Below are 19,971 nucleotides of genomic sequence, written 5' to 3' on the forward strand. Positions count from 1 at the left end.
CTTCGTCCCTCGGTCTACTTGACGGCGATCGGGTTGACGGGGGAACCGACCGCGCCGGTGATGGGCAGTGGCGCCGCGGTGAGCCAGAAGTCGTACGCGCCGTCGACGGCGCAGTCGTCGGCGAGGGCCTCGAGGTCCCACATCTCGCCGATGAGCAGGCCGAGGTGGGGGATGGCGACCTGGTGCAGCGGCTGGAAGGCGTGCTCGAACTCGTTGGGCCGCACCTCGAACCCCCAGGTGTCGGTGGCGAGCGCGGCGATCTCGCTGCCGTGCAGCCAGCCGGCCGTGGTGAACGACAGGCCGGGGGCGGGCCCACCGGCGTACTCGCCCCAGCCGGCGCGGCGGACCCGGGCCAGCTGGCCCGTACGCACGAGCACGAGGTCGCCGCGGCCGACCGTGACGTCCTGGGCCCGGGCGGTGGCGGTCAGGTGCTCCTCGGTGATCGCGAACCCGTCCGGCAGCTCGCCGTCCTCGCCGACGACCCGGCCGACGTCGAGGAGGACTCCGCGTCCGGCGACGTGCGGGGCCATGTGCTCGATACCGGTGACCTGGTCGCCGTCGGAGGTGACGACCTTCTCGGCGGCACGGCCGTTCCATGCCCTGCCGTGGTCGAAGATGTGGCCCAGGCCGTCCCACTGGGTGGAGCACTGCAACGGCATCGCGATCACGTCGTCGGCGCCGCCGATGCCGTGCGGCAGGCCCTGGTTGCCGAGGGCCGCGTCGGTGCCGGTGTCCAGCATGGTGTGGACCGGGTTGGTGCGGCGCCGCCAGCCCTTCTGCGGGCCGTCGATGTCGAAGCGCTGGGACAGCGAGAAGCTGACGCCCCGTCGGATCAGTGCGGCGCCCTCGCGACGCTTGGCCTCGTCGAGGAAGTTGAGGGTGCCGAGCACGTCGTCGTCGCCCCAGCGACCCCAGTTGGAGTACGCCTTCGCGGCCCTGGCGATCGAGCCCTCGGGGTCGGTGCGGTCCAAGGTCACCGGGTCGCCTCCGCCACACAGCGGGTGCGCTGGGCGCCGAGTCCGGTGATGGAGGCGTCCATGACGTCACCGTCGCGCAGCAGCCGGCCCCAATGCATGCCGTTGCCGGCGGGGGAGCCGGTCAGCACCAGGTCGCCGGGCAGGAGGCGGGCGGTCTGCGAGGCGTAGGAGACCATCCGCGCCACGTCGAAGATCATGTCCCGGGTGGACTCGTCCTGCATGGTCTCGCCGTTCAGCTTCAGCCTCAGACGCAGATCGCCCGTGTCCGCGACCGACCCCGCGGGCACGATCCAGGGGCCGAGCGGGGTGAACCCGGGGGCGTTCTTGCTGCGCAGCCAGTCGGTGCCGATCTGCGGCATGTCCCGGCGGAAGACGGTGGCCCGGTCGGTCAGGTCATTGGCGATCGTGTAGCCGGCGACGTGGTCGAGGGCCTCCTCGACGGACACCCGGTGGGCCGGGCGGCCGATCACCGCGGCCAGTTCCAACTCCCAGTCGGGCTTCTGCGCCCAGGTGGGCAGCACGACGTCGTCGTAGGGACCGGTGACCGCGCTCGGCAGGCCGATGAACACGTACGGCAGGTCCTCGGCCGCCCGCCGGTCCATGATGTCCGCGGCCTCCGCGCGCCGCTCGGCCTCAGGCCGGTCGTCACCGGGCGCGCGGTGCGCGACGTGCAGGTCGATGACGTGCTGCCGGTAGTTGGCGCCCGACTGGAACACCTGGCGAGGCTCGACGGGGGCGTGCACCCGGAACTCCGCCAGCGGGCCGCGCACGAGCGAGCCGTCCTCGGCGAGTGCGGCCAGCCGCGGTGCCACCGCGTCCCAGTCGTCCAGGAGCCCGCGCATGGTCAGGCCGGTGGAGCCGAGGACGGGACGCAGGTCGAGCACCTGGGCGTCGGGTGTGACGAGTGCGGGGAAGGCGGGCCCCTCGGGAGCGGAAAGGGTGGCCAGTGCGAAGGGTCCGGCGAAGAGTGCGGACGCGGCTTCAGGTTTCACGGACATGTCCTCCTGATGGCGAGGGCACTAATCTGGACCCGCCACACACGATCACGGAAATCGATTCCGTGGATGACTCTCATCCACCGAACGAATTCCCGCAGGTCGTCGCCGGACCGTTAGGGAAATCGCCGTGAATCTCAGTCGCCTGGACCTCAATCTCGTCGTCGCCCTGCGCGCCCTCCTCGAGGAGCGCAACGTCACCCGCGCCGGGCGGCGTGTCGGTCTCAGCCAGCCGGCGATGAGCGCGGCCCTGTCCCGGCTGCGCCGCCACTTCGACGACGACCTGCTCGCCCGGGTCGGCGGACACTACGAGCTGACGGCCCTCGGTCAGGTGCTCCTGGACCGCACCTCCACGGCGTACGACGTGCTGGAGCGCCTCTTCGCCAGCCAGGCGGACTTCGATCCCGCCCGAGAGCAACGCGAGTTCAGACTGATCGCGTCCGACTACGCCGTCGCGGTCTTCGGCGCCGAGTTGGCCCGGGTCATGCATGAGGAGGCTCCGGGCATCCGGCTGCGGTTCGCGCAGACCCCGACCACGGTGGTGGACGCCACCGACGCGCTGCTGAGCACGTCCGACGGCCTGCTGATGCCGCACGGGGTCATCAGCGACTTCCCGGCCACCGACCTGTACGGGGACCGCTGGGTCTTCCTCGTCGCCGACGACCATCCCAGCGTCGACGGCCGTCTCACCCGCCAGGACCTGGCCCGACTGCCCTGGGTCACCTACCAGCGCACCTACGACGCCCCGGCCGTGCGCCAGCTGGGAATGCTGGGCGTCGAGCCCCGGGTCGAGGTCTCTGTGGACAGCTTCCAGATCATTCCGCTGCTGGTGGCCGGTACCCGGCGCATCGCCCTCATCCAGGCTCGTCTGGCCCGGCTCCTCGCGCCGCTCGCCGGCGTTCGCGTGGTGCCGCCGCCGTACGAGGCCGTGCCGTTGCGGGAGGCCATGTGGTGGCATCCCGTGCACACGCACGACGCGGCCCACATCTGGCTGCGCGAGACGGCGGCCCGCGTCGGCAGACGGATGGCCGACGAGCCGGAGGAGTGAGCGCGGCCCGCCGCGCAAGAGCGGCGGACGCACCGCCCGTGAGCGGTGCTCGCGCCGTCCAGGAGCGATGGGCGCGCCGCCCGTGAGCGATGCTCGCGCCGGCCAAGAGCGACGGACACCATCCATGCGGCGGATGGAAGCCATCCACAACGTCCATGACGGCGGGGGTGGGCAGACCTCCGGCACCCGGCAGATGGCCCGCTTCTGCCTCGGCCCCTACGACTATCCGCTCCAGGGACCGCCGAACTGACCGCCGGGCGTCCCGTCACCGTGGAGATCACCTACGACAACGCCGCCGCGCAGACCGGTACGTGCGGCCGGGAGCGATGACGCTCGTCCCGGGTGTCCACACCTTCGCGACGGCGCGCTCGTCCCGCGCGGTCACCGCACAGCGGTCCCTCACCCTCGGCTGACTGCCGTCGGCACTCCGGTCGCCGGTGGTTCGCGCGGCCTCTCCACCGGTCGAGTGGACGCCGGACGAGCCGCCGCCCGGGGGCCCCGCCCCGACAGCTCGCACATCGCTCCAGCCACCCTCACTCTCCCTTCCCGCCCGGAGTCCGACCGTGACACGCACCGGACACCTGCTCGGCCTCGCCCTCCGCCCGGCACTCGCGGGACCACGACGACCTGATGCGCCGGCCGGATCCGGCAGAGACGCGTTCGGCCTGGTGAGGAGGGTGGCGCCGGTCGGTGGCGGGCATTTACGCTGCGTGCGGCAGTGGCCGACGCCGGCGGCCTGACCCGGTGGCCCGAGGCGGGCCACGGGGAGGGGACGGGCTCGCGCCCGCTCTCCCCGGTGGCCCGCTCCGCTGTCGCGCACAGCCCTTCGACGCACCCGAACCCCGAGGTCAGGTATGCGATTCACGACTCGTCCCACCCTGAGCGGAACCTTCGGCATGGTGTCCTCCACCCACTGGCTGGCCTCCCAGTCGGCGATGGCCGTCCTGGAGGACGGCGGCAACGCCTACGACGCCGCCGTGGCCGGCGCCTTCGTGCTGCACGTCGTCGAACCCCACCTCAACGGCCCCGCCGGAGAGGTGCCGATCCTGCTCGCCCCCAAGGACGGCGAGGTACGCGTGCTGTGCGGACAGGGCGTCGCCCCGGCCGGTGCCACCGTCGCCCACTACCGCGGCCTCGGACTGGACCTCGTCCCCGGCACCGGCCCCCTCGCGGCGGCCGTCCCCGGCGCCTTCGACGCGTGGATGCTCCTGCTGCGCGACCACGGCACCAAGTCCCTCGACGACGTCCTGAAGTACGCCATCGGATACGCCGAGCACGGGCACGCGCCCGTGGAGAACGTCGGCGCCACCGTCGAGACGGTACGCGAGCTGTTCGAGACCGAGTGGACGTCCTCGGCGGACGTCTACCTGCCCGGCGGCGAGGCCCCCCGCCCTGGCCGGCTGATGCGCAATCCCGCGCTCGCCGCCACCTGGAGGCGGCTCCTCGCCGAGACCGCCGGCGCGGGGGGACGGCAGGCCCGGATCGAGGCCGCGCGCGAGGTCTGGCGGACCGGATTCATCGCCGAGGCCCTCGTCCGGCAGGCCCGGCGCCCGACCCTGGACACCAGCGGCACCCACCACACCGGCACGCTCACGGCGGCCGACCTGGCCGGCTGGTCCGCGACCTACGAGGCGCCGGCGACGTACGACTGGAACGGCTGGACCGTGTGCAAGGCGGGCCCCTGGAGCCAGGGCCCGGTCTTCCTCCAGCAGCTCGCCCTCCTCCCGCCCGAGCTGCCCGCCCACGGCTCCGCCGACCACGTCCACCTCCTGGTGGAGGGCTGCAAACTCGCCATGGCCGACCGGGAGGCCTGGTACGGCGACGCGGCCGAGGTCCCGCTCGACGAGCTGCTCTCGGCCCCCTACAACGCCGGCCGACGCGCGATGATCGGCGGCAGGGCCTCGCACGAGCTGCGGCCGGGCCGCCCCGGCGGACGCGAGCCCCGGCTGAGCGCCCACGCGCGCGTGGTGGCCACGGACGAGCCCGGCTTCAGCCCCATGGGCGCCGGTGAGCCGACCGTCGCCAAGCCCTCGACGTCACCGGTGCCGGGGGAGCCCGCGACCGCCGCGGACGGTGCCACCCGCGGCGACACCTGCCACCTCGACGTCGTCGACCGCTGGGGCAACATGGTCGCGGCCACGCCCAGCGGGGGCTGGCTCCAGTCGAACCCGGTCGTGCCCGAACTGGGCTTCCCGCTCGGCACCCGTCTGCAGATGACCTGGCTGGAGGAGGGGCTGCCGAACTCCCTCACCCCGGGCCGGCGCCCCCGTACCACCCTGACGCCGTCGATCGCCCTGCGCGACGGCGTCCCGGTCCTCGCGTTCGGCACCCCCGGCGGGGACCAGCAGGACCAGTGGCAGCTGCACTTCTTCCTCGCCGTCGCCCACCGCGCGCGGGTGCGCGGCGGCCTCGACCTCCAGGGCGCGATCGACGCCCCGAACTGGCACAACGACGCCTTCCCCGGCTCCTTCTACCCGCGCGGCATGCGGCCGGGCAGCGTGACCGTGGAGTCCCGCTTCCCCCGCGCCGTCATCGAGGACCTGCGCGGGCGCGGCCACGAGGTGACCGTCGCCGACGCGTGGTCCGAGGGCCGGCTGTGCGCGGTCGCCCGCGACCCGGAGACGGGAATCCTGTCGGCGGCGGCGAACCCACGGGGCATGCAGGGCTATGCGGTGGGGCGCTGAGGCGGGCGGCGGACCCCGACTCCCGCCCCCACTTCGTCTTCCTTCGTCTTCATCCCGATTCCACCCGCTGTGCACCGGCGGGCCGGGGATTGTCAGTGGGGCGTGTTCTCATGGAAGCATGATCGAAGACACGGAAACCATCGACGAGTTTCTCGCCCGCCACGCCGCCGACGTGGCGGAAGCCGTCCGCGAGGCCGCGGCCACGGAGATCATGCCGCGCTTCCGGCAGCTCGCCGCGCACCAGGTGGACCGGAAGAGCGGGCCGCACGACCTGGTCACGGACGCCGACCGCAATGCCGAGCTGTATCTCACCGACGTCCTCGGCGCCCTGCTGCCGGGCTCGGTCGTCGTCGGAGAGGAGGCGGTGCACGCCAACCCGGCGAGCTACGAGGCGATACAGGGCGACGCCCCGGTGTGGATCGTCGACCCGGTCGACGGCACACGGCAGTTCGTCCACGGGGACGACGGCTTCTGCACCCTGGTCGCGCTCGCCCGGCACGGCGTCGTGCGGGCCTCCTGGACGTACGCCCCCGCCCGCGGCCAATTCGCCACCGCCGTGCGCGGCGGCGGCGCCTTCCTCAACGGCGAGCGGCTGTTCGCCGGGCCGCCCGCGCCCGGCCGCGACCTGACGGTGGCGACCTCCCACCCCGACTACACGACCGACGACCAGAAGCGCGCCCTGCTGGCCCTGTGGACGGACGGCGTCGCCCCGCGCGCCTGCGGCTCGGCCGGCCTGGAGTACCTCGCCGTGGCCCGGGGCGAGCTGGACGCCACGGCGTTCTCCTGGGAGGCGGCCTGGGACCACGCGGCCGGCCTGCTGCTGGTCGAGGAGGCGGGTGGCGCCCATCTCACCCTCGGCGGCGAGCCGTTCAGGATCAAGGGCGGCAACACCCTGCCGTTCACGGCCGCGCGGGACGCGGCGACGGCCCGGCGGGTGACCGGCCTGCTGTCCGGGACCCGCCCCTGACCCCGGCCGTGCCGCCGCCCGCACCGGGCAGAGGTCCGCTTCGAGGCCCACGCCCGCGTAGAGGCTCACGCCCGCGTAGAGGTCCGCTTCGAGGCCCACCCCGCGCCGAGGCCCGCGGTGAGGCCCACGCCCGCAGTCCGACCGGGCCGCCCGCGCTGTCCCACCCCCGGCATATCCTGACCGGGAGGCCGCCGGCTGACGAAGGGGTCCAAGTGTCGTCGATGCTCGATGTCGTGGTGGTGGGAGCGGGGCCGAACGGCCTGACCGCAGCCGTGGAACTGGCCCGCCGCGGCTTCTCCGTGGCGCTCTTCGAGGCCAGGGACACGGTGGGCGGCGGCGCCCGCACGGAGGAACTCACCCTCCCCGGCTTCCGCCACGACCCGTGCTCCGCCGCGCACCCCCTGGGCATCAACTCGCCCGCCTTCCGCGCCCTGCCCCTGGAGCGGTACGGCCTCGAATGGCTGCACTCCGAGCTGGCCATGGCGCACCCCTTCCCCGACGGCAGCGCGGCCGTGCTGTCCCGTTCGGTCGCCGAGACGGCCGCCTCCTTCGGCCCCCGCGACGCGGGCACGTACCGAAGGCTCGTCGAGCCGTTCCTGCGCAAGTGGGACGTGCTCGCGCGGGACTTCATGTCCCTGCCGCTGACGGCGCTGCCCCGCGACCCGGTCACCCTCGCCCGCTTCGGACTGGTCGGCCTGCCGCCGTCCACCTGGCTGACACGTCGTTTCCACGACGAGAAGGCCAAGACCCTGTTCGCCGGACTCGTCGCCCACGTCATGGCACCCCTCGGCGGCCTCGCCACCGGCGCGGTCGGACTGGTCTTCGCGCTCGCCGGGCACGCCCGCGGCTGGCCGGTGGCCCGGGGCGGCTCCCAGGCCGTCTCCGACGCCCTCGCCGGCTATCTGACGGACCTCGGCGGCGCCATCCACACCGACTACGAGGTCAAGCGCCTCGACGACCTGCCCCCGGCCCGCGCCTACGTCTTCGACACCTCGCCCACCGCCCTCGCCCGCATCGCCGGCCTAGGCCGCTTCTACGAGCGCTACAGGTACGGCGCCGGCGTCCACAAGATCGACTACGCGCTCGACGGCCCGGTCCCCTGGACCGCCGAGGAGGCCCGCCGCGCCACCACCGTCCAGATCGGCGCGGACAGCGCGGAGATCGGCGCCGCCCTGCACGCCGCCTCCCGGCAGGGCCGCCCACCGGAGAAGCCGTTCATGATCACGGTGCAGCCCGGTGTCGTCGACCCCACCCGCGCCCCGGCCGGCAAGCAGGTCTTCTGGGCGTACGCCCATGTGCCCAACGGCTGGACCGGCGACCTCACCGACACCATGGAACGCCAGCTGGAACGCTTCGCGCCCGGATTCCGCGACCGCGTCCTGGCCCGCGCCGTCGCCGGCCCCGCCGAACTCGCCGCCCGCAACGCCAACTACGTCGGCGGCGACATCGGCACCGGCGCGGCCTCGGGCCTCCAGCTCCTGCTGCGCCCCAGGCTCTCCCTGTTCCCGTACTCCACCCCGCACCCGGCCGTATTCATCTGCTCCTCGGCCACCCCGCCCGGCCCCGGCGTCCACGGCATGTCGGGCCACAACGCGGCCAAGGCCGTCTGGCGCAAGCTGCGGCAGGAGGCCTGACGCCGCCGTCACAGCGACACAGCACCCGCTCGGCAGGAAGAGGACAACCGTCATGACCGCCATCACGTTCGTGCGGGGCGACATCACCGCGGAGTCCGTGGACGCCGTCGTCAACGCCGCCAACTCCTCGCTGCTGGGCGGCGGCGGGGTCGACGGCGCCATCCACCGCCGCGGCGGACCCGCCATCCTCGACGCGTGCCGCACGCTCCGCGCCTCGCACCACGGCAAGGGCCTGCCCACCGGCCAGGCCGTCGCCACCACCGCGGGCCGGCTCCCCGCCCGCTGGGTGATCCACACCGTCGGCCCACGCCACAGCGCGGACGAGGACCGCTCGGAGCTGCTGGCCTCCTGCTACCGCGAGTCGCTGCGCGTGGCCGACGAGCTGGGCGCCCGCACCGTCGCCTTCCCGGCCGTGTCCGCCGGCATCTACGGCTGGCCCCTGGACGACGCCGCGCGGATCGCGGTGGAGACCGTACGGGCGACCCCGACGGCGGTCGAGGAGGTCAGGTTCGTCCTCTTCGACGAGCGGGCGTACACGGCGTTCGCCGCGCGGCTGGGCTGACGGGGCCACGGCAGGCCCCGCATGCCGTTCGGGGCTTCCGCTCCCGGCAACCGCGTCGCCCTCCGGCCTCCGGCACCCACCGTCGCCGATGACCCGCACGCGGGGCCACCGCGGCGGCTGCGGGGCCGCGGACCCCCGTGGGGCTGCCCGCTCACATCCGGCCACCCCCCGCTGTGCGCCGGGATTAACCCCCGACGGCCGGTCCGGGAGACACCTGCGTAATGCGCGGTTCGTACCGTCGCAGAAGCCTCGCAGCGGCTCTCACCAGGCCGATCGTCAGAAAGAAGGGGGCGCCCGTGGCCGTGCCGGACCCGCGGACCGACAGCACGACGAAGGTGCGCACGGTCTGCTCGTACTGCGGCGTCGGCTGCGGCCTGCTCCTCGACGTCGGCCTCGGACCGGACGGACGCCGTACGGTCCTCAAGGCATCCGGCGACAAGGAGCACCCGGCGAATCTCGGACGGCTGTGCACCAAGGGGGCGACCACCGCCGATCTGCTCGCCGCGCCGGGCCGGCTCACCACCGCCCTGGTCCGCGCGGACCGGGGCGAGGAACCCGAGCCGACGCCCGTCGACGCGGCCGTGGCCGAGACCGCCCGCAGACTGCGGGCGATCGTCGACGAGCACGGCCCCGACGCGGTCGCCCTCTACGTCTCCGGCCAGATGAGCCTGGAGGCGCAGTACCTCGCGAACAAGCTGGTCAAGGGCTACCTGCGCACCAACCAGATCGAGTCGAACTCGCGGCTCTGCATGGCCAGCGCGGGGACCGGTTACAAGCTGTCCCTCGGGGCGGACGGCCCGCCGGGCTCGTACGAGGATCTCGACCGGGCGGACGTCTTCCTCGTCATCGGCTCCAACATGGCCGACTGCCACCCGATCCTCTTCCTGCGGATGATGGACCGGGTGAAAGCGGGCGCGAAGCTGATCGTCGTCGACCCGCGCCGCACCGCCACCGCCGCCAAGGCCGACCTGTTCCTCCAGATCAGGCCGGGCACCGACCTCGCCCTGCTGAACGGGCTGCTCCACCTCCTGCACGAGGCCGGCCACACCGACCCCGCCTTCGTGGCCGCCCACACCGAGGGCTGGGAGGCGATGGTGCCGTTCCTGGCCGACTACCCGCCCGCGACCGTCTCGGACATCACCGGCATCCCCGAGGCCGACCTGCGCGAGGCGGCCCGGCTGATCGGCGAGGCGGGGGAGTGGACCAGCTGCTGGACGATGGGCCTCAACCAGTCCACGCACGGCACCTGGAACACCAACGCGCTGGTCAACCTCCACCTCGCCACCGGCAAGATCTGCCGTCCCGGCAGCGGGCCGTTCTCCCTCACCGGCCAGCCCAACGCCATGGGCGGCCGGGAGATGGGCTACATGGGACCCGGCCTGCCCGGACAGCGCTCCGTGCTCGTCGACGCCGACCGGGCCTTCGCCGAGGAGGTGTGGGGGCTGGCGCCCGGCACGATCCGCGCCGACGGCGTCGGCAAGGGCACCGTCGAGATGTTCCGGAAGATGGCCGAGGGCCACATCAAGGCCTGCTGGATCATCTGCACCAACCCCGTCGCCTCCGTCGCCAACCGCCGCACGGTCATCGAGGGCCTGGAGGCGGCCGAGTTCGTCGTCGCGCAGGACGTCTTCTCGGAGACCGAGACGAACGCCTACGCCGACGTGGTCCTGCCCGGCGCGCTGTGGACCGAGTCCGAGGGCGTCCTGGTCAACAGCGAACGCAACCTCACCCTCGCCCGGCCCGCCGCCGACCCGCCCGGCGAGGCCATGGCCGACTGGCGGCTGATCGCCGCCGTAGCCCGCGCGATGGGTTTCGAGAGCGGCTTCTCCTACGACAGCGCGGAGCGGATCTTCGAGGAGATCAAGCGCTTCCACAACCCGCAGACCGGCTACGACCTGCGAGGGGTGACGTACGAGCGGCTGCGCGCCACCCCGGTGCAGTGGCCGGCCGCCACCGTCGACGGCCCCGACCGCAACCCCGTCCGCTACGTCGAGGAGGACGGTTCGCTCACCTTCCCCACCGCGAGCGGCCGTGCCGTCTTCCACGCCCGTCCGCACGTGCCGCCCGCCGAGATGCCGGACGACGACTACCCGTTCGTCCTGAACACCGGCCGCCTCCAGCACCAGTGGCACACGCTGACCAAGACGGCGAAGGTGGCCAAGCTCAACAAGCTCGATCCGGGCCCCTTCGTCGAGGTGCACCCCGAGGACGCGGCCGGGCTCGGCATAGCCGACGGCGACTCGGTGGAGGTCGCCTCGCGGCGCGGCCGGGCCGTGCTGCCCGCCGTCGTCACCGACCGGGTGCTGCCCGGCTCCTGCTTCGCGCCCTTCCACTGGAACGACCTGTTCGGCGAGTACCTCAGCGTCAACGCCGTGACCAGCGACGCCGTCGACCCACTGTCCTTCCAGCCGGAGCTGAAGGTGTGCGCGGTGTCGTTGAGCAGGGTGTCGACGCCGGTGAGCGTGCGGGCGCCCGGCAGCACCCCGGCGCGGACCCCGACCGTCGAACCGAGCGCCGTCCACGCCGCCGTCGCGGCGGTCCCCCTCCCCTCCGCCACCTCCCCCTCGGCCACGTCCGTCCCGTCCGTCGCCCACCCGGCCCCCTCCGCGGCCTCCGTGTTCGGTCTGGAGCCCGTCCCGCCGCCGGTCCTGACCGAGCGGGAACGGCGGTACCTGGTCGGGTTCCTCGCCGGGATACCGGCCGGCGCCCCCGGCGTTCCCGTCCTGCCGCCGGACGCGCCCTTCAGCCCCGACCACGCCGTCTGGGTCAACGGCACCCTCGCCAGGATGTACTCCCGCACCGACACCCGCACCGACACCCGTACCGACACGGCGCCGGGGGGTTTCGAGGGACGCCGGGTGGTGATCCTGTGGGCCTCGCAGACCGGCAACGCCGAGGAGGTCGCCGCCGCCACCGCCGACCGGCTCGCCGCGGGCGGCCACAGCGCCTCCCTCGTCGCCATGGACGAGGCCGACCCGGCCGCGCTGCCCTCCGACGCCGACCTGCTGCTGATCACCAGCACCTTCGGCGACGGCGACGCCCCCGACAACGGCGCCGGCTTCTGGGACGACCTCGCCGACCTGGACGCCGGCCGCCTGACCGGCCGCCGGTACGCCGTCCTGGCCCTCGGAGACTCCTCCTACGACGACTTCTGCGGACACGGACGCCGGCTCGACCGCCGCATGGACGAGCTGGGCGCCGTACGGCTGGCACCCCGCACGGACTGCGAACCGGACTACGAGCCGCAGGCGGACGCCTGGCTGGACCAGGTGCTCATCGCACTCGAGGAGGCGGAACCCGGGCAGGCGGAGCCCGGGCAGGCGCGGCGCGAGGACGCGGTACGACCCTTGCCGCCGACCGTGTCCCTCGCGCCGGCCCTGCCCCTCGCGCCGGCCGCGCCCGCCGCCTTCGCCGCACCGGTCACGCTCACCCCACCCGTCACGCCCACCGCGCCTTCCCCGTCGGTCACCGCCGCCGCACGGCGCTCCGGGCGTCCCGCTCCCGTGACCGCCCGTCTGGTGGGAAACCGCTTGCTGAGCCAGCCGGGTTCCGGCAAGGAGGTACGCCGTTTCACCTTCGACACCCGCGACAGCGAGACGCCGCTCGGCTACGAGGCCGGCGACGCCCTCGGCGTACGTCCGGTCAACTCGCCGGCGCTGGTCGAGGAGTGGCTGGCCGTCACCGGTCTCGACGCGCGGGTCCGGGTGCGGCTGAACGGCGTCGGCGAGACCACCCTCGACGAGGCCCTGCTGCGCCACCTCGACATCACCCGGATCACCCCCGCCCTCCTGCGCTTCACCGCCGACCGCGCCCGCGACCCGCGAGAGCTGCGCAAGCTGCTGCGCCCGGACAACAAGGGCGAGCTGGCGAAGTGGTCCTGGGGGCGGCAGGCCGTCGACGTGGCCGCCGAGTTCGGCGTCCGGGCCGGGGCGCAGGACTGGGCCGAGGCGCTGGGGCGGCTCCAGCCACGCCTCTACTCCATCTCCTCGAGTCCGCTCACCGACCCCCATCTCGTCTCGCTCACCGTCTCCGTGGTGCGTTACGAGAACCTGGCGGGCCGTCCCCGGCAGGGCGTCTGCTCACCCTTCCTGGCCGACGCGGGACCGGGCACCGAGGTGCCGGTGCACGTGCAGCGTTCACCGCACTTCCGGCCGCCCGCCGATCCGGCGACCCCGATGGTGATGGTGGGTCCCGGCACCGGGGTGGCGCCGTTCGTCGGCTTCCTGGAGGAACGCCGGGCGCGCGGCCACCGGGCCCCCAACTGGCTGTTCTTCGGCGAGCAGCACCGGGCCACCGACTTCTACTACGAGGAGGAACTGACCGCCCTGCTGGCCGACGGCACCCTGGAACGCCTGGACACCGCCTTCTCCCGCGACCAGCGCGCCAAGGTCTACGTCCAGGACAGGATGCGCGAGCACGGCTCCCAGCTGTGGTCCTGGCTGCGGGACGGCGCCCACTTCTACGTCTGCGGGGACGCCTCCCGCATGGCCAGGGACGTCGACCAGGCCCTGCGCGACATCGCCGTCGTCCACGGCGGCCTCGACCAGTCGGAGGCGGCGGCCTACGTGAAACAGCTGGCAGCCGACAAACGGTACGTACGCGACGTGTACTAACGGCCGGTCACCCACGGTGATCCTCGTCAAGTCGCGTTGCGCCGAGTTGAGTTGATATTCGGCCAATATCGGCGCGCCCCTGTTCGGTTTCTCAACAGCAACGGACAAGATCTGACGCACCCTCCGTCCCGTGCAGCCGCACGGTTCGCCCCGAGGAAGGTCATGGTCATGTCGCACCCGCACGTGTCGTCCATGGACCGGCCGGACCGCCCCCAGCGGGTGGTCGTCAGCCGTCGTCGTCTCCTCGAAGGATCGGCCGCCGTTCTCGGCGCGCTCGCCCTCGCCGGCCCCGCCGCCGGCCGACGCGCGGCCGCCGCGGAGACGACCCCGGAGTGGAACGGTCACCTCGACGTCTTCCGGCTCGGCACCGAACCGCCCCACACCACCCTCATGCCGTACGCGAACCTCGCGCAGGCCCTCGCCGCCGACCGCACCCGTTCCCCCTACCGGCTCAGCCTGGACGGGACCTGGAAGTTCGCGCACGCCGACCGCCCCGACGACCGCGACGCCGACTTCCACCGCACCGACCTCGACGACAGCGACTGGGACACCCTGCCCGTGCCGTCCGTCTGGCAGATGCACGGGTACGACCGCCCGATCTACCTCAACATCACCTACCCCTACTGGGGCCCCAACGGCCACGGTGAGAACCCGCAGCCGCCCGCCGCGCCCACCCGCTACAACCCCGTCGGCCAGTACCGGCGGACCTTCACCGTGCCGCGGAACTGGGCGGGGCGGCGGACCTTCCTGCACTTCGAGGGGGTCAAGTCCGCGCACTACGTGTGGATCAACGGCCGCCTCGTCGGCTACCACGAGGACTCCTACACCCCCGCCGAGTACGACATCACCGAGCACCTGCGGCCCGGCACCAACCAGATCGCCGTCGAGGTCTACCGCTACTCGGACGGCGACTGGCTGGAGGACCAGGACATGATCCGGCTGAGCGGCATCTTCCGCTCGGTCCACCTGTACTCCACCCCCACCGTCCACCTGCGCGACTTCAAGCTGGACACGCCGCTGGGCGCCGACCACACCACCGCCGAGCTGGCGGTGACGGCCAGCGTGCGGGACTACGCCGGCAAGGGCGGCGAGGAGGGCAAGGGCGGCAAGGGCGGCCAGGAACGAGTATCCGGTGGACGGTATACCGTCGACACCCTTCTGTACGACGCCGCCGGACATCCCGTCTGGCCCCGGCCGCTCCGCCAGACCGTCGACCTCGCCGCCGGCGGCGAGACGACCGTACGGGCCGCCAGAGCCGTTCCCTCACCCCGCCTCTGGTCGGCCGAGGACCCCTACCTCTACACGGCCGTGCTGCACCTGCGCGACCCCGCGGGAAAGGTCATCGAAACCCTGTCCCACCGGGTCGGCCTGCGCGAGTTCGCCCTCAAGGACGGGCTGATGCGCATCAACGGCCGCCCCGTCTCCTTCCGCGGCACCAACCGGCACGAGATGCACCCCGCCCGCGGCACCGCCCTCACCCGCGCCGACATGATCCAGGACATCCGGATCATCAAGCGGCTGAACATGAACTCCGTCCGCACCTCGCACTACCCGAACAACCCGCAGTGGTACGAACTCGCCGACCAGTACGGCCTCTACCTCGTCGACGAGACCAACCTGGAGACCCACGGCATCCGCTCCGAGTACCCCGGCGACCACCCCGACTGGACGGCCGCCTGCGTGGCCCGCGCCCAGAACATGGTGCACCGCGACAAGAACCACGCCTCCGTCGTCATCTGGTCCCTCGGCAACGAGGCCGGCGGCGGCAGCACCTTCACCGCCATGCACGACTGGATCCGCTCCTACGACCCCACCCGCGTCATCCAGTACGAGGGCGACGACCGCCCCGGCGTCAGCGACATCCGCTCCGAGATGTACGACAGCCCCCAACGCGTCGAACAACGCGCGAAGGACACCGCCGACACCCGGCCGTACGTCATGATCGAGTACAGCCACTCGATGGGGAACTCCACCGGCAACTTCACGAAGTACTGGGACCTCGTCCGCCGCCACGACGTCCTCCAGGGCGGCTGGATCTGGGACTTCGTCGACCAGTCCCTCAACTGGCCCACACCGGCGCGCACGCTGTTCACCGAGACCGGCCCCGCCCGGCTGCGCGGTGAACTGATGGCGTCCAGCGGCACCTTCGACCGCACCCGAGGTGTCTCGGGAGCCACCGTCTTCGCCCGCGACCCCCGCCTCGACCTGACCGGCTCCCTCACCCTGGAGGTCTGGGCGACCCCGCGCTTCACCGGATACCACCAGCCCCTCATCGCCAAGGGCGACACCCAGTACGCCCTGAAGCAGAGCGACCGGACCCTGGAGTTCTTCATCCACGGCGGCGGCCAGTGGATCACCGCGAACTGGACCGTTCCCGAGGACTGGACCGGCCGCGAGCACCACATCGCGGGCGTCTTCGACGCGGACGCCGGCACCCTCACCCTGTATGTCGACGGCGTGCAGCGGGCCACCCGCACCACCACCCGCCGCCCCGCCGGCAACACCGCGCCCCTCGCCCTCGGCAACGACACCGACAACCACACCCGCGAGTTCAGCGGCAGCATCCGCCGCGCCCGCGTCTACGCCCGCGCGCTGACCGCGGCCGAACTCGCCGACGACGGCCGCGGCCCCGACGACGACGGTGTGCGGTTCTGGTTCGACGCGGCGACCGTCGCCGTCGACGAGAAGCAGCCGCACGAGAAGACCTTCCTCGCCTACGGCGGCGACTGGGGCGACCTCCCCAACGACGGGGCTTTCGTCGCCGACGGCCTCATCACCGCCGACCGGGGTCACACCGGCAAGGCCGCCGAGGTCAAGCGCGTCTACCAGGCCGTCAACGCCACCCCGGTGCCCGGCGGCGCCCCCGGCGCGGTCACGCTCATCAACGAGCACCTCTTCACCAACCTGCGCCGGTTTCGCGGTCACTGGTCGCTCGTCACCGACGGAAAGGTCACACAGAAGGGCAGGCTGACCCGCGGCCAGCTCGACGTCCCGCCCCTGAGCCGCAAGGACATCATCGTCCCCCTGAAGCTGCCCGCCGACCCGTCGCCCGGCAGCGAGTACTTCCTCGAACTCTCCTTCACCCTCAAGGAGTCCACCCCCTGGGCCAGGGCCGGCTTCGAGGTGGCGCGGCAACAGATCCCCGTCGACGCGGGCAGCCCCGCCGTGACTCCCGTCCCCCTCCGCGACGTTCCCGCCCTCACCCACCAGGACGGCGACACGACGGTCACCGTCACCGGCCGGGACTTCTCCGTCACCGTCGACAAGCGCACCGGCGTCATCACCTCCTACGAGGCCGGCGGCCACCGCCTCCTCACCTCCGGGCCCGCACCCAACTACTGGCGGGCGCCCACCGACAACGACCACGGGAACGGCCAGCACACCCGCAACCAGACCTGGCGCGACGCGGGCACCCGCCGCACGGTCACCGGCGTGAGCGTGCGCGCCCTGCGCGACCGGGCCGTCGAGATCGAGGTCACCGGCACACTGCCGACCACGACACCGTCGACGTACACCACCACCTACACCGTCTTCGGGAACGCCGAGATCAAGGTCGACCACACCCTGCGTCCGGGCGCCGCCGACCTGCCGTACATCCCGGAGATCGGAAGCATCCTGTTCCTGCCGGCCCGTCTGGAACACGTGCACTACTACGGGCGCGGCCCCGAGGAGAACCACTGGGACCGCAACGACGGCACCGACGTGGGCCTTTACTCCGGGACGGTCACCGGGCTGTGGACGCCGTACATCCGCCCGCAGGAGAACGGCAACAGGACCGACGTGCGCTGGGTCGCCCTCACCGACCGCGACGGCGTCGGCCTGCTCGCCACCGGCGAACCGCTGCTGGAGGTCAACGCCTCCCACTTCACGCCCGAGGACCTGTCGGTCGGCGCCCGCCACGACTACCAGCTCACCCCGCGCCCCGAGGTCGTCCTCCGCCTGAACCACCGGCAGATGGGGGTCGGCGGCGACAACAGCTGGGGCGCGCACACCCACGACGAGTACAAGCTGTTCGCCGACCGGGACCACGCCTACAGCTACCGGCTGCGTCCGCTCCAGCGCGTCTCACGGGCGACGGCCGCCGCTCGCCGGCCCACGGCGACGCAGTAGCCGCACCCGGAAGGGGCCCGCCGGAGCCGCCGGCGGTCCCCTTCCGCGGCGATATCGGACACACCTTGTTGATCTCTGTGGCGGTGGGCGCGCGGGAGCGGAACAATCCACCACGGAACGGGTGTCGCCGAGTGAGGAAGAGGAACGTCCCATGGTGGAGCAGGACGAGCGCTTCGATGTCGTCGTACTAGGCGCCGGGCCCGGCGGCTACGTCGCCGCGGTGCGCGCCGCCCAGCTGGGAAAACGCGTCGCGGTCGTGGAGGAGAAGTACTGGGGAGGCGTCTGCCTGAACGTCGGCTGCATCCCGACCAAGGCCCTCCTGCGCAACGCCGAACTCGCGCACATCTTCACCCGTGAGGCGAAGACGTTCGGGATCAAGGTCGACGGAGAGGTCTCCTTCGACTACGGCGAGGCCTACCGCCGCAGCCGCAAGGTCGCCGACGGCCGCGTCAAGGGCGTCCACTTCCTGATGAAGAAGAACGGGATCACCGAGTACGACGGCCGCGGCACCTTCCTCGACCCGCACACGCTCCAGGTGACCGGTTACGACGGGGAGACCCGCACCATCGGGTTCGAGCACTGCGTCATCGCCACCGGCGCCACGCCCCGGCTGCTGCCCGGCACCAAGCGCACCGCCCGGGTGGTGACCTACGAGGAGCAGATCCTCGCCGAGGACCTGCCGCAGTCCATCGTGATCGCCGGAGCCGGTGCCATCGGCATCGAGTTCGCCTACGTCCTGCACAACTACGGCGTGAAGGTCACGATCGTCGAGTTCCTGGACCGGATGGCGCCGCTGGAGGACGCCGAGGTCTCCGCCGAACTGGCCAAGCAGTACCGCCGACTGGGCATCGACGTGCTCACCTCGACCCGCGTCGAGTCCATCGACGAGTCCGGCCCGCAGGTCCGCGTCACCGTCACCGGCAAGGACGGCTCCCAGCGGGTCCTGGAGGCCGACAAGGTCCTCCAGGCCATCGGCTTCGCCCCGAACGTCACCGGTTACGGCCTGGAGAACACCGGCGTGACGGTCACCGAGCGCGGCGCCATCGACGTCGACGGCCGCTGCCGCACCTCCGTCCCGCACATCTACGCCATCGGCGACGTCACCGCCAAGCTGATGCTCGCGCACGCGGCCGAGTCCATGGGCATCATCGCCGCCGAGACCCTCGCCGACGCGGAGACCATGGAACTCGACTACGCGATGATTCCGCGCGCCACCTTCTGCCAGCCCCAGATCGCCAGCTTCGGCTACACCGAGGCGCAGGCCCGCGACCTCGGACACGACGTGAAGGTCGCCAAGTTCCCCTTCACCGCCAACGGCAAGTCGCACGGACTCGGCGACACCACCGGCTTCGTGAAGCTGATCAGCGACGCCAAGTACGGCGAGCTGCTCGGCGGCCACCTCATCGGTCCCGACGTCACCGAACTGCTGCCCGAGCTGACCCTGGCCCAGCAGTGGGACCTCACCGTCCACGAGGTCGCCCGGAACGTGCACGCCCACCCGACCCTGAGCGAGGCGGTCAAGGAGGCCGTGCACGGCCTGGCCGGGCACATGATCAACATGTGAGAGCCGACGGCGGGACGGTTCACCCGGACGGCACCGCCGCACTGGCCCCCGCCGTGCCCCCGGGATGTCCTGGCATCCGGCGCGCCGCGCCGAGGGACGCGCCGACGGACGCGCCGACGGAGGGAGGGCACCATGGCGGACGGTGCTGCCGGTTCGGGCGGCGACCCGAAGGGCGAGATCGGCACCGCGTGGTCCGTGCCGCCCGGCGGACCCCGCCCGCGCACGGACCGCTCCGAGCCCCGGACCACCGTCGGCGTCACCTTCGCCGGCACCCTGATGCTGTGCGGCGGATTCCTCGCCGTCCTCCAGGGCATCGCGGCGATCGCCGAGGACGACGTCTACGCCCGCGTCGGCTCGTACGTCTACGGGCTCAGCCTCCTCGGCTGGGGCCTGCTCCATCTCGTCCTGGGCGCCCTGGTCGCCGTCACCGGGGCGAGCCTGCTCAGGGGCGCGTTCCGGGCCCGCCTCCCCGGCATCCTCCTCGCCTCGCTCAGCCTGGTCGCCCAGTTCCTGTTCCTGCCGTACGAGCCGGTGTGGTCGGTGGTGGTGATGGCGATGGACGTGCTCGTGATCCGGGCACTGGCGTCGTGGCGGGAGTCGGCCGGCTGACCGGGGAGGCGAGGTCGGCCGACAGGCGGTCGTGGCGTCAGGCCGGGCGTGGGCGCAGGGGCGTCGACGTCAGTCGTCCCCGGCGACGCCGTCGGGGGCAATTGCGTCGCCGTGCCGCGTCACCGCGTGGAGGCGGCGGGGCCGCCGTGGGCTGCGCGAAGGCGGTGGTGGGACCGGCCGCGTGCGGCGGCCGCATCCGTGCCGGCCA

The 19,971-nt window shown here is 72.8% G+C and carries 11 protein-coding genes; 9 read left to right on the forward strand and 2 right to left on the reverse strand.

The genetic code is table 11. From position 1 onward, the window contains the following. Positions 1 to 14: 14 nt before the first annotated feature. Together ACFYO5_RS12740 and ACFYO5_RS12745 are read right to left on the reverse strand one after the other, a co-directional pair. Positions 15 to 977 carry a cyclase family protein gene (locus tag ACFYO5_RS12740; protein WP_388707728.1) on the reverse strand — a complete coding sequence of 321 codons (963 nt, stop codon included), beginning with the start codon at positions 975 to 977 and terminating at the stop codon, positions 15 to 17. Continuing rightward, positions 974 to 1,975 (reverse strand): fumarylacetoacetate hydrolase family protein, encoded by a 1,002-nt coding sequence (locus ACFYO5_RS12745; protein ID WP_388707731.1) that lies wholly within the window; start codon positions 1,973 to 1,975, stop codon positions 974 to 976. The genes ACFYO5_RS12740 and ACFYO5_RS12745 overlap by 4 nt, the downstream gene beginning before the upstream one ends. Positions 1,976 to 2,102: 127 nt before the next feature. Here ACFYO5_RS12745 and ACFYO5_RS12750 point away from each other — a divergent pair, with 127 nt between their 5' ends. The 9 genes from ACFYO5_RS12750 to ACFYO5_RS12790 all read left to right on the forward strand — a co-directional run bounded on the left by ACFYO5_RS12750 (position 2,103) and on the right by ACFYO5_RS12790 (position 19,763). Then, positions 2,103 to 3,020, forward strand: a complete 918-nt coding sequence (locus ACFYO5_RS12750) for a LysR family transcriptional regulator (RefSeq protein ID WP_356561462.1) — start codon at positions 2,103 to 2,105, stop codon at positions 3,018 to 3,020. An 854-nt stretch (positions 3,021 to 3,874) separates the two neighbouring features. Next, positions 3,875 to 5,704, forward strand: coding sequence for a gamma-glutamyltransferase family protein (locus ACFYO5_RS12755; protein WP_388707735.1), 1,830 nt, complete (start codon positions 3,875 to 3,877; stop codon positions 5,702 to 5,704). A 118-nt stretch (positions 5,705 to 5,822) separates the two neighbouring features. Then, positions 5,823 to 6,671: an inositol monophosphatase family protein gene (locus tag ACFYO5_RS12760; protein WP_388707737.1), complete on the forward strand. Its 849-nt coding sequence runs from the start codon at positions 5,823 to 5,825 to the stop codon at positions 6,669 to 6,671. A 221-nt stretch (positions 6,672 to 6,892) separates the two neighbouring features. Further along, a complete protein-coding gene (locus ACFYO5_RS12765) occupies positions 6,893 to 8,305 on the forward strand; it encodes an NAD(P)/FAD-dependent oxidoreductase (RefSeq protein ID WP_356561744.1) in 1,413 nt (470 codons plus the stop codon). Positions 8,306 to 8,357: 52 nt separating this feature from the next. After that, entirely contained in the window at positions 8,358 to 8,867 is a 510-nt protein-coding gene (locus tag ACFYO5_RS12770; protein WP_388707739.1) for an O-acetyl-ADP-ribose deacetylase, read from the forward strand. Between the two features lie 296 nt (positions 8,868 to 9,163). Continuing rightward, entirely contained in the window at positions 9,164 to 13,480 is a 4,317-nt protein-coding gene (locus tag ACFYO5_RS12775; protein WP_388707741.1) for a molybdopterin-dependent oxidoreductase, read from the forward strand. A 168-nt stretch (positions 13,481 to 13,648) separates the two neighbouring features. After that, positions 13,649 to 17,590, forward strand: a complete 3,942-nt coding sequence (locus ACFYO5_RS12780) for a glycoside hydrolase family 2 TIM barrel-domain containing protein (protein WP_388707744.1) — start codon at positions 13,649 to 13,651, stop codon at positions 17,588 to 17,590. A 151-nt stretch (positions 17,591 to 17,741) separates the two neighbouring features. Then, on the forward strand, positions 17,742 to 19,154 hold the full coding sequence (gene lpdA / locus ACFYO5_RS12785) for a dihydrolipoyl dehydrogenase (RefSeq protein ID WP_356561480.1): 1,413 nt from the start codon (positions 17,742 to 17,744) through the stop codon (positions 19,152 to 19,154). A 132-nt stretch (positions 19,155 to 19,286) separates the two neighbouring features. Beyond that, complete coding sequence (locus ACFYO5_RS12790; RefSeq protein ID WP_388707748.1) at positions 19,287 to 19,763, forward strand: hypothetical protein; 477 nt, start codon at positions 19,287 to 19,289, stop codon at positions 19,761 to 19,763. Positions 19,764 to 19,971 lie beyond the last annotated feature (208 nt).

This window comes from Streptomyces sp. NPDC006259 (genome assembly GCF_042870975.1).
Taxonomy (GTDB): domain Bacteria; phylum Actinomycetota; class Actinomycetes; order Streptomycetales; family Streptomycetaceae; genus Streptomyces.